This is a genomic window from Aegicerativicinus sediminis, from assembly GCF_015476115.1.
Lineage (GTDB): Bacteria > Bacteroidota > Bacteroidia > Flavobacteriales > Flavobacteriaceae > Aegicerativicinus > Aegicerativicinus sediminis.
Window position 1 is genome coordinate 2,663,935 of record NZ_CP064295.1, and the last position, 14,951, is coordinate 2,678,885.

Annotated in this window: 15 protein-coding genes and 1 tRNA gene; 5 read left to right on the forward strand and 11 right to left on the reverse strand. The window is 35.6% G+C overall.

Annotated elements, in window-relative coordinates; translation table 11 throughout:
• Positions 1-89: 89 nt before the first annotated feature.
• From ISU00_RS11515 to folE, 7 genes are all read right to left on the reverse strand, one after another.
• Positions 90-386 (reverse strand): winged helix-turn-helix domain-containing protein, encoded by a 297-nt coding sequence (locus ISU00_RS11515; RefSeq protein WP_228850809.1) that lies wholly within the window; start codon positions 384-386, stop codon positions 90-92.
• Complete coding sequence (locus tag ISU00_RS11520) at positions 387-1,007, reverse strand: hypothetical protein (protein WP_228850810.1); 621 nt, start codon at positions 1,005-1,007, stop codon at positions 387-389. It abuts the gene before it with no gap.
• Positions 1,008-1,082: 75 nt separating this feature from the next.
• Entirely contained in the window at positions 1,083-1,574 is a 492-nt protein-coding gene (locus ISU00_RS11525) for a DUF192 domain-containing protein (RefSeq protein WP_228850811.1), read from the reverse strand.
• On the reverse strand, positions 1,574-2,401 hold the full coding sequence (gene lgt, locus ISU00_RS11530; RefSeq protein ID WP_228850812.1) for a prolipoprotein diacylglyceryl transferase: 828 nt from the start codon (positions 2,399-2,401) through the stop codon (positions 1,574-1,576). Before lgt ends, ISU00_RS11525 begins: the two co-directional genes overlap by 1 nt.
• A 59-nt stretch (positions 2,402-2,460) precedes the next feature.
• Positions 2,461-2,691 (reverse strand): membrane protein insertion efficiency factor YidD, encoded by a 231-nt coding sequence (gene yidD, locus ISU00_RS11535; RefSeq protein WP_228850813.1) that lies wholly within the window; start codon positions 2,689-2,691, stop codon positions 2,461-2,463.
• Positions 2,688-4,175, reverse strand: coding sequence for a cysteine--tRNA ligase (cysS, locus tag ISU00_RS11540; RefSeq protein ID WP_228850814.1), 1,488 nt, complete (start codon positions 4,173-4,175; stop codon positions 2,688-2,690). Before cysS ends, yidD begins: the two co-directional genes overlap by 4 nt.
• A 14-nt stretch (positions 4,176-4,189) precedes the next feature.
• Positions 4,190-4,867 (reverse strand): GTP cyclohydrolase I FolE, encoded by a 678-nt coding sequence (folE, locus tag ISU00_RS11545; protein ID WP_228850815.1) that lies wholly within the window; start codon positions 4,865-4,867, stop codon positions 4,190-4,192.
• A gap of 290 nt (positions 4,868-5,157) precedes the next feature.
• On the opposite strand from folE, the gene ISU00_RS11550 reads away from it, so the two are divergent.
• Positions 5,158-7,263, forward strand: coding sequence for a T9SS type B sorting domain-containing protein (locus ISU00_RS11550; protein ID WP_228850816.1), 2,106 nt, complete (start codon positions 5,158-5,160; stop codon positions 7,261-7,263).
• A gap of 51 nt (positions 7,264-7,314) precedes the next feature.
• Here the strand turns inward: ISU00_RS11550 and ISU00_RS11555 are convergent, their stop codons facing one another.
• Together ISU00_RS11555 and ISU00_RS11560 are read right to left on the reverse strand one after the other, a co-directional pair.
• Positions 7,315-8,826: an OmpP1/FadL family transporter gene (locus tag ISU00_RS11555; protein ID WP_228850817.1), complete on the reverse strand. Its 1,512-nt coding sequence runs from the start codon at positions 8,824-8,826 to the stop codon at positions 7,315-7,317.
• 20 nt (positions 8,827-8,846) lie between these two features.
• Positions 8,847-9,908: a hypothetical protein gene (locus ISU00_RS11560; RefSeq protein WP_228850818.1), complete on the reverse strand. Its 1,062-nt coding sequence runs from the start codon at positions 9,906-9,908 to the stop codon at positions 8,847-8,849.
• Between the two features lie 100 nt (positions 9,909-10,008).
• Here ISU00_RS11560 and proS point away from each other — a divergent pair, with 100 nt between their 5' ends.
• From proS to rpsT, 3 genes are all read left to right on the forward strand, one after another.
• Entirely contained in the window at positions 10,009-11,487 is a 1,479-nt protein-coding gene (proS, locus tag ISU00_RS11565; protein WP_228850819.1) for a proline--tRNA ligase, read from the forward strand.
• Positions 11,488-11,615: 128 nt separating this feature from the next.
• A tRNA-Glu gene (locus ISU00_RS11570) sits at positions 11,616-11,687 on the forward strand.
• A 30-nt stretch (positions 11,688-11,717) separates the two neighbouring features.
• On the forward strand, positions 11,718-11,969 hold the full coding sequence (gene rpsT, locus ISU00_RS11575; protein ID WP_228850820.1) for a 30S ribosomal protein S20: 252 nt from the start codon (positions 11,718-11,720) through the stop codon (positions 11,967-11,969).
• A gap of 125 nt (positions 11,970-12,094) precedes the next feature.
• Here the strand turns inward: rpsT and rho are convergent, their stop codons facing one another.
• Positions 12,095-13,729 (reverse strand): transcription termination factor Rho, encoded by a 1,635-nt coding sequence (gene rho, locus ISU00_RS11580; protein ID WP_228850821.1) that lies wholly within the window; start codon positions 13,727-13,729, stop codon positions 12,095-12,097.
• Positions 13,730-13,951: 222 nt separating this feature from the next.
• Here rho and ISU00_RS11585 point away from each other — a divergent pair, with 222 nt between their 5' ends.
• Positions 13,952-14,362: a DUF4293 domain-containing protein gene (locus tag ISU00_RS11585; RefSeq protein WP_228850822.1), complete on the forward strand. Its 411-nt coding sequence runs from the start codon at positions 13,952-13,954 to the stop codon at positions 14,360-14,362.
• 57 nt (positions 14,363-14,419) lie between these two features.
• Here ISU00_RS11585 and ISU00_RS11590 read toward each other — a convergent pair whose 3' ends face one another.
• On the reverse strand, positions 14,420-14,911 hold the full coding sequence (locus tag ISU00_RS11590; protein ID WP_228850823.1) for a metallophosphoesterase family protein: 492 nt from the start codon (positions 14,909-14,911) through the stop codon (positions 14,420-14,422).
• Between the last annotated feature and the right edge of the window lie 40 nt (positions 14,912-14,951).

Sequence of the window (14,951 nt, forward strand, 5' to 3'; positions counted from 1 at the left end):
AGGAATGGTAAAACTTGTGTAGTTGTTCAAACAAAATCATAATATAAATCTAAAGTACTTTGAAATACAAAGTAAAAATATAAAAATTTTTAAATCTTTCCTTTTAAAAGTTTTTCTAAAACTTCGATATGTTTTTCAAAGGCAGATTTGCCACTTTTTGAAGCTTGGTAGCGGGTATTTGGTTTTCTTCCTATAAATTGTTTCTCAATTTTGATATAATCTTCTTGCTCCAACGCCTTTAAATGGCTTGCCAAATTCCCATCAGTGACATCTAGAAGTTCTTTTAGGGTATTAAAATCGGCATATTCATTTACCATTAGTATAGACATAATCCCCAAACGTATTCGGTGATCGAAGGCTTTATTTAATTCATTTATGATACTCACTTAGGAAGCCTTTTTAGGAAGATCGTATTTGTAATGCATCCAAATACCATAGACAATATGCAAAATTCCAAATCCTAGGACCCAAAGCCAAAATCCAAAACCAGGTAAAAGAGCACAAATTAGTCCCAAAGTCACCTCTATTAGTCCCAAATAACGGATGTCTCCCAAGCTATATTTCGAAGCATTTATTAGGGCTAAACCATAAAAAATTAACATTAGAGCGGCCGTTTGACCATATTTTTGTTGATCTAGAATTATCAGAATATAAATACCCCCTGTAACCAGTGGTATCAAAAAATTAATTATTAACCTTCTTGAAGTTTTGTCCCATATCTTTTCCCCATTCTTTTTAGCTTTTCTAGTTGTAAGAAAAATTGCTGTAATTATACTGAAAATAGCAATTAGAAATAAATCAATCAAGACCATTGTATAAATATGCCCTCCACTTGCAACAGTATCCTCACCAGAAATTTTTACTAGCCAGTAAGCAATGGCAGCTCCAATTAAAGCATAAATACCGGCCAATATACCGCTTAACCCACTTAATGAAATAAATCGGGAAGACCGATTCATCATTTGCTTAATCTCATTTATATCTTGAAGATAATTTTTGGAGTCCATATTAAAGTACTTTGTGTGACAAAGCTATAAATAAAAATAAAGTAATAATGTTTATGGGGTAAAATTTAGAATAAGTTAGTTGGCTGAAAACTCAATCCTGTCATTTATTTGAACTCCCAATATATCAGAAAGGCCGCCATTTAATTCTAAAACATATTTTGCTGGAGCCTCAGAAGGCAATGAAGTTTCATCTTCAGGCTTGGCATTTTTTACAATGCTGACAATTTTTTTATCAGCTCCAATATATAATATGTCTAATGGGAATTCCGTATTCTTCATGTAGAAACTGCGGTATTGGGTGTCAGGAAAAATAAATAGCATCCCTTGAGAATTTTTCATTCCTTTTCGATACATCAATCCAGTTTCACGCTTATATTCATCATCAGCAATTTCAATATCAACTTTAGATAAAAGGCTATCTGAACTTTGTTTAAAAATAGATAATTCCCCATTCTTGGTAAATTTAATTTCTACCTGGGAAGGTGGTGTGTTGTTCGGTTCTTCTTTACATGAATTGAAAGCAACTACCGAAATGAGCAGAAGGACAAATAAATAGGGTTTTTTCATTAGGCCGACTTTACTTTAGGTTTATAGATAAACATAAAATATAGGCCAATTAATATAAACGGAATACTTAAAATCTGACCGGTTTTTAATCCGAACCAATCTATGTATTCGTCACCCTGTGGCTCTTTAAAGAATTCAACAAAGAACCTTATCGTCCATAAAAAGACTAAAAATAATCCGAATAAAAATCCGCTTTGTTCACTTTTGTTAGTCTTCCAATAAAAATACCAAAGCACGATAAATACCACTATATAGCAAATGGCTTCATATAATTGGGCGGGGTGTCGCGGAAACGTTTCACCAAGTTGGGAAAACACTACACCGTAATCAGTACCGGTTGGTTTCCCGATGATTTCAGAATTTATAAAATTTCCTATTCTTACAGAGGTTGCGCCGATCGCAACTGGGATAACAATTCGGTCTAAAATCCAAAGTACAGTCTTTTTAAGTACTTTCTTATTATATAGCCACATGGCAATTATCATTGCAATCGCAGCACCATGACTAGCTAATCCTTGAAATCCCGTAAACTCAAATTCTGGTTTGAATCTAAATGGTAGAAAAATACTAAAAAAGTCATCTTTGAAAAGTTCTGGTTGGTAAAAGATAACATGTCCTAATCTTGCGCCAAGCATTAATCCTATTACACAATACATAAATAGGGATTCCAAGGACTCTTCTGGTTGACCTTCATGCTTATAGACCTTTTTCATAATGTAATAGCCTATAACGAAGGCTAAAATCCACATTAAACTATAGTAGTGTAAAGTATAAAACCCTAAATCAATCCCTTTGGAAGGATTCCAAACAATTTCTATAAAATGCATGTGTTACTAATTACTGATCAAATATAGCTCATTGAGACAGAAATGGAAACCTTAAACTTTCAAAGTTTATCCGGCACAGGATCGTATCCGCTACCTCCCCATGGATTGCAGCTTAAAATCCTTTTAATGCTCAGCCAACCCCCTTTAAAAAGCCCATGTTTCTTAAGTGCCTCAACGGTATAATTAGAACAGGTAGGTTGATACCTGCAAGTCGCAGGTGTTATTGGAGAAATAAATAATTGATAAAACTTTATCAATAACAAAAATGGTGCAATTAAAATGCGTTTCATTTAGGAACAATAGAAAATGTGGTGCCCTCTTTACCGTCCTGTAATTGAATGCCAGCCTTAGCCAATTCGTCCCTTATTTTATCGGAAGTTGCAAAATCTTTGTTAAGTCTTGCTTGTTGCCTCAATTGAATAAGTAAATCCACGGCTGCATCCAAAGGTCCACTTTCATTTGTATTCTCATTAACCTTTGTAAATCCAAGTACATCAAAAACAAAAATGTTGAATGTGTTACTTAAGAGTTCAATATCTTCTTTGGTTAGAGTTTCACTACCCTCTTTAACTTGGTTAATATATTTAACCGCCTCGAACAAATTAGCAATTAAGATTGGAGAGTTGAAGTCATCATTCATGGCATCATAGCACGCTTGCTTCCATTCAGAAATATCGATCGTTGAATGGCCAGACGGAACTAGCGAATCAATACTCTCTATTGCATCCATTAACCTAAAAAATCCTTTTTCGCTTGCTAATAGACCATTATTTGTAAAATCTAAAACACTTCTATAATGAGCTTGAAGCATAAAAAATCTTGCTACACTTGGCGCAAAAGCCTTGCTAATATTATCGTTTTCACCTGTAAAAATTTCATTTGGTAAAATATAATTGCCTGTAGATTTGGCCATTTTTTTACCATTCATTATCAGCATGTTAGCATGCATCCAATAATGTACAGGGGCGTGATTGTTACAAGCCTCAGCTTGCGCAATTTCACACTCGTGATGGGGAAACTTTAGGTCCATTCCACCGCCGTGGATATCGAATTCTTCCCCAAGATATTTAGTGCTCATAGCAGTACATTCTAAATGCCAGCCAGGAAAACCATCGCTCCATGGTGAAGGCCAACGCATAATGTGTTGGGGTTCAGCTTTCTTCCAGAGTGCAAAATCTTGAGGGTTTTTCTTATCGGTTTGCCCATCTAAGGCCCGAGTGTTATGGATAAGATCTTCTACATTACGTTTACTAAGAATACCATATTGTTTGGTCTCATTATATTTTAATACATCAAAATAAACAGAGCCATTAACCTCATAGGCCAATCCCTTTTTCAGAATTTCCTTTATTATTTCAATCTGCTCAATAATATGGCCTGTGGCCGTTGGTTCAATACTAGGAGGCAGAAAATTGAATTTATTAAGGATATTATGGAAATCAACTGTATAGCGCTGAACCACTTCCATAGGTTCTATTTGTTCTAGCCGCGCTTTTTTAGCAATCCTATCTTCGCCAACATCTGCATCATTCTCTAAATGTCCGGCGTCTGTGATATTTCTTACATATCGAACTTTGTAACCCAAATGTTTCAGGTAGCGAAATACCATGTCAAAAGACATAAAGGTTCTAACGTTACCTAAATGCACATTGCTATAAACTGTAGGTCCACAGACATACATGCCTACGGATCCGTCATTAATGGGTTTGAAAATTTCCTTTTCTCCGCTAAGGGAATTGTAAATTTTAATTTGGTTGTCTTTGTAAAGAGCCATTGGCAGGGGCTAGCTTAAAAAGGGGTTTCTAATTTTATGTAATCTAAAAATTCTCTTCTAATTTCTTTTTCTTGAAATTTACCACCAAATTCAGCGGTAACGGTACTAGAGTCAATATCCCTAATTCCCCTACTATTAACACATAGGTGCTTAGCATCAATTATACAGGCAACATCCTCTGTATTCAATACTTTTTGCATTTCTCTTACTATTTGGATAGTTAGCCTTTCTTGTACTTGTGGCCGCCTGGCAAAATAATCAACAATTCTATTCATTTTAGAAAGCCCAACCACAGTACCATTAGATATATAAGCCAAATGCGCCTTACCAACAATCGGTAACAAATGGTGTTCGCAAGTAGAGTAAACATTGATGTTTTTTTCTACCAGCATTTCACCGTACTTGTATTTATTTTGAAAAGTTGAGGCCTTCGGTTTAATATCTGGATTTAAACCTCCAAATAATTCTTGTACATACATTTTGGCAACTCTTAAAGGTGTTCCTTTGAGACTATCGTCCGTAAGGTCTAGTCCCAAAGTTTCCATTATATGCCTTACATCATCTTTAATGATGTCTATTTTTTCTTCTTTTGTAAGCTTAAAGGCATCTTTTCTCATCGGAGTTTCGAAGGAAGTTCCGACATGATCATTACCCATTGCTTCAAATTTCTCTAATTCGTTCTCGATTTTCATTCTATTCTTAACTCTTGAAATCGCTATGTTTTAACAGGTTGCAAAGATAAACATTTATGTCTGTTTAGAGACAATTGTCCTACCTTATTACATTGTATTGCTTGAAGATAGTTTCATTTTATATCCATTGAAGTAGAAATTAACTTTAAATTAACCATTTAAAGGGTAAAGACTAAAAATCCAAAAAAATCGTTTTTTCAACAATGAAAGCTGATAAAATAACTTTGCTTTGCCCAATAAAGGCTTTATTTTTGGTCAATTAATACAACAAAGGAATACCCTAATTCATTATGATGAATTTTAAAACGCCTCAAATTCTTACTTATTTACTTGCTTCCCTTTGGTGTATTTCTACATTTTCTCAAAATGAAGTTCTTCCCAACAATATTACATGGGGTAGCCAGACAAGGTCGTGTGGGGATAGATTGGTGGATACAGGAGGGTCGACAGGAGATTACAGTAACAATGAGAGTTTTCTTTATACCGTTTGTGCTGAAGATGAATTTTTAGAATTGAACTTAGAAATGGTTGAATTCAATTTAGTTGCTGGAGATACTTTGAGGCTTTATACAGTTCAGGGAGCCATATATAACCCTGGAGGAACATTAAATCTTATAGGTACATACACGGGGAATTCTATTGATTGGTCCAATCTTAAATTGAATCCAGGTCAATGTCTTACATTAGATTTTACTTCAGATAGCAACGGAGTTTCTAGTGGATGGGTTTTTAATCATTTTTGCACTGTTCCCAATAGCTGTCAAGAAATTACTGCACAATTAGATTCTACTACACCATCACCAAACGCTGATAATATAATTAGGGTTTGTACTGGTGAAGATATTACTCTAAATGGGAGCGGACAGTTTAGTGATAATGGTTCAGGTGCATCATATGAATGGGATTTGGGGGACGGAAGGACATTAAATGGGCAAAGTATAACATATAACTACGATACCCCTGGAATTTATGTAGTCAATTTGAATATTAGAGATAACAACACTTCTATTTTTCCGGATGGTTGTCCAAGTACCAACCAGATCAATCAAATTATACAAGTGGGAACGATTCCTGATTTTACTGGAACAGAAGCTTCATCTATAGATATCTGTTTGGGAAATACAGTAGAGTTTACAGGAGTAGTTACCCCAACCACGAGTGAGAATGTTTGTACACCACCAGTCAGTGGCGTCACTTATTTACCTGATCCAACAGAAGAGCAAGTTAATTCTGGAAATTTACCAAAATATTCATCCTGTATTACCGTAGAATGTTTTGATGATACACAAACTCTTGTCAATGCAAGTGATTTGGTAAATATTTGTATCAATATGGAGCATTCGTATGCCGGTGATATTGCAATGAGATTGATTGCCCCTAATGGCAATGAAGTGTTGTTGTTTAATCAAGGAGGGAATGATACATATATAGGAAATCCTATTGATAATGATGACACACAAAATCCGGGTACTGGTCTGACTTATTGTTTCACAGTTGATGCCACTACATTGTTAGAGAATGCAAATACCCAATCAGGTGGTACCAATCCGCCATACAGGACTTTTGTTCCAGGAGATTACAGACCTATTGGATCATTCGATAATTTAATAGGCACAACGTTAAATGGTGATTGGTGTTTAGAAATTGTGGATAATCTTTATCAGGACAATGGTTTTATTTTTGAGTGGAGTTTGGCTTTTGACCCATCAATAGTACCAGAAGGGTTCTCCTTCACCCCTGTAATTGTTAGTGAAAGTTGGGATCCAAGTCCAGATATTATTTCGCAAGCCGATGGTATTGCTACAATTCAGCCTTCTGCCGAAGGAACTAATTGTTATACTTATAGGATAGTTGATGACTTTGGATGTGAATATACTCAGGAAGTTTGTGTTAATGTAACTGCCAACCCACCTCCGGTTGTGGATGCAGTTCTCATTTCTACACCTTTTGCCGACAATAACATTGTGGAAGTGCGTGTGACGGGGCCAGGTAATTATGAGTATAGTGTAGATGGTGGACCGTTTCAGGATTCAAATAGATTTACAGGATTAACTCCTGGAGACCATCTATTCTTAGCGAGAGATATTGACGGTTGTGGTGAGGGTAGTGCGATCGTATCCATACTTGATTTTCCCAGGTTTTTTACTCCGAACGGTGATGGAAGAAACGACACATGGAATATCTCAGGATTACGCAACCAACCGAATGCCATCATTTCAATTTATGATAGATATGGTAAATTGTTAAAACAAATTTCGCCGACTGGTCAGGGCTGGAACGGTACGTTTAACGGATATCCTTTGCCTTCAACTGATTACTGGTTTACACTCGAATATACAGATTCAAGCAATGGACAAAGAAAGTTGTTTAAATCACATTTCGCTTTAAGACGATAGTAAATAAAATCCGGCCCATTTGGGCCGGATTCATAAATATCGAATTCAATTTTAAATTGAAAAACCTATAGTAAAGTTTAACAACGTATTCTTTATATCCACTAGGGCCGAATCAGTTAAGCCAATACTGTATAATTGATTTGCCACACTCCTTTTAGACTGTAAGAAAGCACCGTCGAGTTTGAAGTTACCAAAACTATAACCCAAACCGAGACTGTAACCGTTTAAATCGCCAAAAGAATTGTCTGTGCTAATGCCTTCTTCAAATCGGTAACCTCCTCTAAAACTCCATCCTTTAATGCGATATTCTCCTCCAAACTTGTAAGTAGAAGCTGCCTTGTATCGATCCGAAATAATGGCATTTTGATCTTGAAAATAAGGGTCGTTATCTGGTCTAAATTCTATTTTGCTATAATCCTTGCGTCCATAATCAAAACTCAGCAAACCAGAATCTCCAAATACATAAGCCAATCCAGCGGTAAAATTAGCAGGTGTTTTTAGTTTATACTCAGGATACAAATTTGATACCTGTGGATTTATTGTAATCCATGGGGCGGAATCATTATCATAAGAATAGGTTCTAAGATATTGAAGAGTCTCATCTTGTATTGTATACCAAGTTGGACTTGTATATGAAAGCCCAGCTCTTAATTGTTCAGTTACCTTAACTATGCCCCCTAATTGGAAGGAAAATCCCTGCCCGGTTGTGAAAAGCCTATTTTCAAATTCAATTTCATTGATAAATGATCCAACATTATCGTTGTATTCGTTTAAAAATGTTGAATTTTCATAGTTAATAATGTGTCCGTTCAAATTTAAACCTAGATATAATACATCTTGATATTGAGTTGCAAAATTAACTGCAAATTTTCCACTATATCCTTGGCTCGAATAAAAATAGTCTTGCTCAAAAATTCCAGGGGAAATACTTGATATGTAGGAAGTATTGTCGTCAGTATCTAAGACAGGATCTATAATATATGATTCATAACCCAAAAAAGCCTGTTGATTACGGTATCCATAGGCATCACCAATTTCAAAATATGCCTCACTTAAAGATTCATCTTCAAATGCTGAGATTTCATCTAGTCGTAAACCATTGGCATTTTGAAGAAAAAAGCGATCAATCGACCTAGTGTTATTGCCTGAGGCATACCAATAATCATTGTAATTACCAGTTTGATCATAATTGAAGCCAACAGAAATTTTCTTCCATGGTGAATCACTTACATTATTAAAAACTAATACTCCACCACCTTGTTGAAGATCAAATCTAGATTCAGACGTTGAGGTCCTCCCATTAAAAAAGGAAGTTTCATTGTTTCTATCCATATTACCCAAGGTAACCGAGGCATAACTAGAAGAAAAAACCGCAGAACTAGCTGGATTGACACCAATTGCACTTAAATCTCCACCCAATGCTGTAAAGGCTCCGCTCATTGAGCTAAAACGAGCGGTACCATTAACATGATCTAAAGAATACCTAAGTGCATCACTTATTTCCTGGGAGCTTACAGTTGTGACAAAGAATATCCCTGCCAGGAAGGCAAATAACTTTTTCATATATATTTAAAAGTAGATTGTTAATTATTACCTCTTCTACTGCCGGATGATGAGCCTCGAGATGAAGATGACGATCTTCCCATACTTCCACTGCTTCTGCTGCTAGGAGCTGAACGTTGAATAGATGGAGAAGATGTTCTTTCGAAACTTCTATTCATACGACTATTTGGCGTATAGCTTCTATTTGAGGATCGAGTTGAATTGGAATAATTACGTCTAGAATCATAACTTCGAACATTTCCATTTCTCATGGAATAGGATCTACGAGACTGTATGCCATAATTATTTTCCCGACTATTAGGATCTAATCTACTTATAGCCCTATTAGTTTGCCTTGTCCTCATAGTACCGTTAACATTTCTAGAAACGGCAGAACTTCTGCGATTTATTGTAGAATTGTTATAATTCCTGCTTGAGTAATTTCCAGAGGTATAGCCACGTCTTCCGGGCTGGTAAACAACTCGATTATTATAATAAGGTCGATTATAATAAAAATTATTGTAATAATTAGGATACCAATTTCCAAACCCAAATCCTATTCCGCCCCAAAATGGTCTGTTATAAAACCAATTCGGGCCATAGAATCTATAACCAGGATAATAGCCATAACCATAACCCCAAGCCCAATCATTGTAGAACCAAGGATTATAGAAGCCACCGTATCCATAGCCAAATCCCCAACCCCAATTATTCCATAGAGGGCGATTATATATATTTATTGAAATGGAAGAGGGCTCATTGTAACCCCAGCCAGCGTAGCCACTTTTATAACTAAGGGAATCTAATTCTTCGTTATAGTCACCTTGGTAACTATCGATATCAGTAAAGACTTCATTACCTCCTTGGGTAATATAATCATACTGTTGTTCTTTTTCTCCAAAATAAGTACTGTAGTAAGATGCGCTACTAGCGTCTGTTGTTACATTGTTAGGTTCTTCTTCATAAACTACTCCTCTTGTACCATAAATGCCATCATTATCATAACCGACATATTGGTAGGAGCCACAGGATACAAGCAAAAACAATGAGCCAATAGCAACCATCCAGAAACTTCTGTTTTTTAGGTAATTGTTAGGTTGCATATCTCAATTTATTTATTGTTGAACATTACAAAAATAGTTAGTTTTGCTGAACTATTTTTTATATTAACATAGGCACAATATTTATGCCAAAAACTAGAGAATGGCAAAAAATCTCACAAGTAGAGTAGAAGATTATTCAAAATGGTATAACGAACTCGTTGTACAAGCGGGACTAGCTGAGAATTCTGCAGTTAGAGGATGTATGGTTATAAAACCATATGGATATGCAATTTGGGAAAATATGCAGGCACAATTAGACAAAATGTTTAAAGAAACAGGGCATCAAAACGCATATTTTCCATTATTTGTGCCTAAAAGTCTATTTGAGGCAGAGGAAAAAAATGCTGAAGGATTTGCTAAAGAATGTGCTGTAGTTACTCATTATCGACTTCAAAATGATCCTGATAATAAAGGAAAATTAAGAGTCGATCCGGAAGCAAAATTAGAAGAGGAATTAGTTGTTCGTCCAACAAGTGAAGCGATAATTTGGAATACCTATAAGGGTTGGATTCAGAGTTATAGAGATTTACCTATACTTATAAATCAATGGGCCAACGTAGTGCGCTGGGAGATGAGAACACGATTGTTTCTGAGGACAGCCGAATTTCTGTGGCAAGAAGGTCATACTGCGCATGCTACTAAGGAGGAGGCAATTAAAGAGGCAGAATTGATGAACGATGTATACGCCGAGTTTGCTGAAACCTATATGGCCATACCAGTAATCCGTGGTATTAAAACCGAAAGCGAACGTTTTGCCGGCGCTGTCGAAACCTATTGCATTGAAGCCTTAATGCAGGATGGGAAGGCTCTTCAGGCTGGGACCTCTCATTTCTTGGGACAAAATTTCGCGAATGCCTTCGATGTTAAATTCACCAATAAGGAAGGAAAGTTAGATTATGTTTGGGCAACTTCTTGGGGTGTATCAACCAGATTGATGGGAGCTCTTATCATGACGCATAGCGATGACAATGGCCTTGTTATCCCACCATTATTGGCTCCAACACAGGTTGTGATTGTCCCTATTTATAGAAATGAGGATCAATTAAACCAAATTTCTGAAAAAGTTAATGAAATTTTAAGGTCATTTAAAAAATTAGGCATCAGAGCAAAGTTTGATAATAATGATATGCTTAGGCCAGGTGCCAAATTTGCCCAATATGAATTGCAGGGAGTGCCCTTAAGGATTGCAATTGGTCCTAAGGATATGGAAAATGGTACGGTAGAGTTGGCCAGACGAGATACTCTTACAAAGGAATTTCTGAGTATGGATAAGTTGGATGAAGTAGTGCCTGATCTTTTGAAGCAAATTCAAGTTAATCTATATACTATGGCTCTGGAGTTCAGAAATAATCATACAACTGAAGTTGATGATTTTGAAACTTTTAAAGATGTTCTTGAAAATAAAACTGGTTTCATTTCTGCCCATTGGGATGGTACCGCAGAAACTGAACAGAAGATTAAAGAACTTACAAAAGCTACTATAAGATGTATTCCCCTTAATGCTGAAAAGGAGGAGGGAACCTGCGTTTATTCAGGGAAACCTTCGGCTAGAAGAGTACTTTTTGCAAAGGCATATTAATTTTTTCAAAAAAACTTTATTAGTTGTTGCAACATTTAAAAATAGTTGTATTTTTGCATCCGCAATCGAACAAAGAACTGTTTTAATTCTTTTTCGAGAGCAGTGAGAAGTTTGTTTCTCATTTTAATGGCCCGTTCGTCTATCGGCTAGGACGCCAGGTTTTCATCCTGGTAAGAAGGGTTCGATTCCCTTACGGGCTACAATTTTTTAATAGGTAGTAGAAAAGAATAATGGCAAATCATAAGTCAGCATTAAAAAGAATTAGAAGTAATCAAACTAAGCGTTTGGTTAATAGATATCAACATAAAACTACTCGTAACGCAATAAAGAAATTACGAGAAATGACAGATGCTAAGGAAGCAAATGAAATGTTTCCAAATGTTGTATCTATGATTGATAAGTTAGCTAAGAAAAATGTTATCCATGATAACAAAGCAGCTAACCTTAAATCTCAATTAGCAAAACACGTTGCAGCTCTATAATTAGTTTGCAATTAAGATATAGAAGCCTTCCGATTGGAGGGCTTTTTTATTTTATGATATTAGCATAAAAGAATAAACCCCTAATTAATTAGGGGTTTATGTTATTCTAAAGAAATTGAAAAATTTTAACCGTTCATTGAGATTAGAAACTCTTCATTATTTCTGGTTTGTTTGATTTTGTCATTAATGAATTCCATTGCTTCAACGGGATTCATATCGGCCAAATATTTTCTCATTACCCACATTCTTTGGATAACGGTTTCATCATGAAGTAAATCATCCCTTCTAGTACTGGAAGAAGTAAGATCAATCGCAGGGAAAATTCTTCTATTAGCAATTTTTCGATCCAACTGAAGTTCCATGTTACCCGTTCCTTTAAATTCCTCAAAAATTACTTCATCCATCTTCGATCCTGTTTCTGTAAGGGCAGTGGCAATAATTGTTAAACTTCCACCATTTTCAATATTCCTCGCAGCTCCAAAGAAACGTTTTGGCTTATGAAGTGCATTGGCATCAACACCACCACTTAAGATCTTTCCTGAGGCAGGCTGTACCGTATTATATGCCCTAGCTAATCTTGTAATAGAATCTAAAAGAATAACTACATCATGTCCACATTCAACAAGTCGTTTAGCTTTTTCCAATACAATATTCGCAATACGCACATGCTCATTGGCTTCTTTATCAAAAGTTGAAGCAATTACCTCCCCTCTAACATTTCGTTGCATATCAGTAACTTCTTCAGGACGCTCATCAATAAGTAGTATCATTTGATAAACCTCTGGATGATTAGCTGCAATAGCATTGGCAACATCCTTTAGAAGCATCGTCTTACCGGTTTTAGGTTGTGATACAATCATACCTCTCTGGCCCTTACCGATAGGTGCAAACAGATCCATGATTCTCGTTGAAACCGTGCTTTGTTTTTCGGCTAAATTAAATTTTTCCTGTGGGAATAAAGGCGTTAGGTGTTCAAAAGAAACTCTGTCCCGAACGACCTCTGGTTTTTGCCCATTAATTTTGCTAACCTTAATTAACGGGAAATATTTTTCGCCTTCTTTTGGTGGTCGAACATGCCCTAATACAGTATCTCCTGTTTTTAAACCAAACAATCGAATTTGAGACTGTGAAACATAAATGTCATCTGGAGATGACAGGTAGTTGTAATCTGATGATCTTAAAAAGCCATACCCATCTTGCATAATGTCTAAGACTCCTTCGCTCTCTATGATGGCATCAAATTCAAAGTCGGGTTCTCTGTATCGATTACGATTATCTTTATTGCCATTATTTCTAGAATCTTTTTGATCCTTAGATTTATGAGGCCTATTATCGTTATCGCGATTACTGTTTGAGTTGTTATTGTTGTTTTCTCGCGATTTATTATTGCCTTGGTTAGGATTTTTATGTTCCTTCTTGTGACTTCTTTGATCACCGCCTTGCGAATTTTGGTTGCGATGATTTTTATTACGGTTTTGGTTTCGACCGTGATCTTTATTTTCTGAAGTTTCTTTATTTTCTTCCTTCTTTGGGGCATCAGTTTTTGCTTCAGCAACTGCATCAGGTTTCTCATTAGCAGTGCCCTCAGCACCATTCTGTGTAACTTTTTTTACGGCATTAGGATTAGCCGCTTGGTGATCTAGTATCTGATAGACTAAATCAAGTTTTTTAAGCGTCCTGAATTTAGGTATATTTAAATCTTTTGCAAGATTTTGAAGTTCAGGCAACTTCTTTGCTTTTAATTCCGAAATTTCAAACATTATGATTTGAGTAGTTGTTATTTAACTAATAATTGATTTCCTTCTAACTTTTCCTGATTCCTGGTTGAAATAATGTGGGAAATATGAGTAAATCTGAAGATTTTATAACTGGAAACTTTTGGAGTCCCGAATTATTTATGCAATAATACAATATTATTTTAAAAATAAATATATGAATTAATGATAAACTATTAATTTTGCTCAGCATTTTTAAAAAATAGTATGTTACAACGTATCCAAACCATTTATCTTTTACTTGCCGCCATATGTTCGGGAGTATTGATATTTGTTTTCAAGTTGTTTAATAATGTAGAGGGAGTAGAGGTTTATGCCCAGGATAATATTTATTATCTCGCCTTATTTATGGCTTCGGCGGCATTGTCTCTTATCTCTGTTTTTTCTTATAGGAATAGAAAGTCTCAATTTGTAATGGGACGACTTAATATCATATTAAACTTTATATTACTAGGACTATTTGTGTATCAATCCCTAAGGTTATCTGGAGAAACTGGTGTTTCTGAGAAAGGTATTGGGATGTTCATACCCGTTGTTTCTATCGTTCTTTTGGTTTTAGCCAATAAAGCCATTAAACGGGATGAGGATCTTGTAAAATCTGTGGATAGATTGCGATAAACCTATTATCTTAGTTGTATTAGTGCGTAGAACCCGAGGCCTTAGTCTCGGGTTTTTTTATCTTGGATACTCCAATACTATAAGATTTTCTATGGAACCTTTATTAACTTCAAAGGACAGCATTGTTCTTACCTTGTGAAAGCCATGTATTCCTATAGCTCCAGGGTTCATATGTAGTAAATCAAGTCTTTTATCCCTCATCACTTTAAGGATATGAGAATGTCCGCAAATAAAAAGATCCGCTTTACTCTTTTCTAACAACGGACGAATTTTAGGATTATATCTTCCAGGATAACCGCCGATATGCGTAATAAATACTTTTACCCCTTCAATTTCAAATTCGTTATGTTCAGGAAACTGAAGCCGTGTTTTTGCATCATCGATATTTCCGTAAACCGCGCGAATTGGTTTAATTTTAGCTAATTGATCCGTTACTCTTAAATTTCCTATATCCCCAGCATGCCAAATTTCATCAACCTCATTGGCTCTCTTCAAAATTGTGTCATCAAGATACCCATGGGTATCTGATAGTAGGAGTATTTTTTTCATTAATTATTTCAGGTGTTTGGAAGGATTTTAAAAATGACAA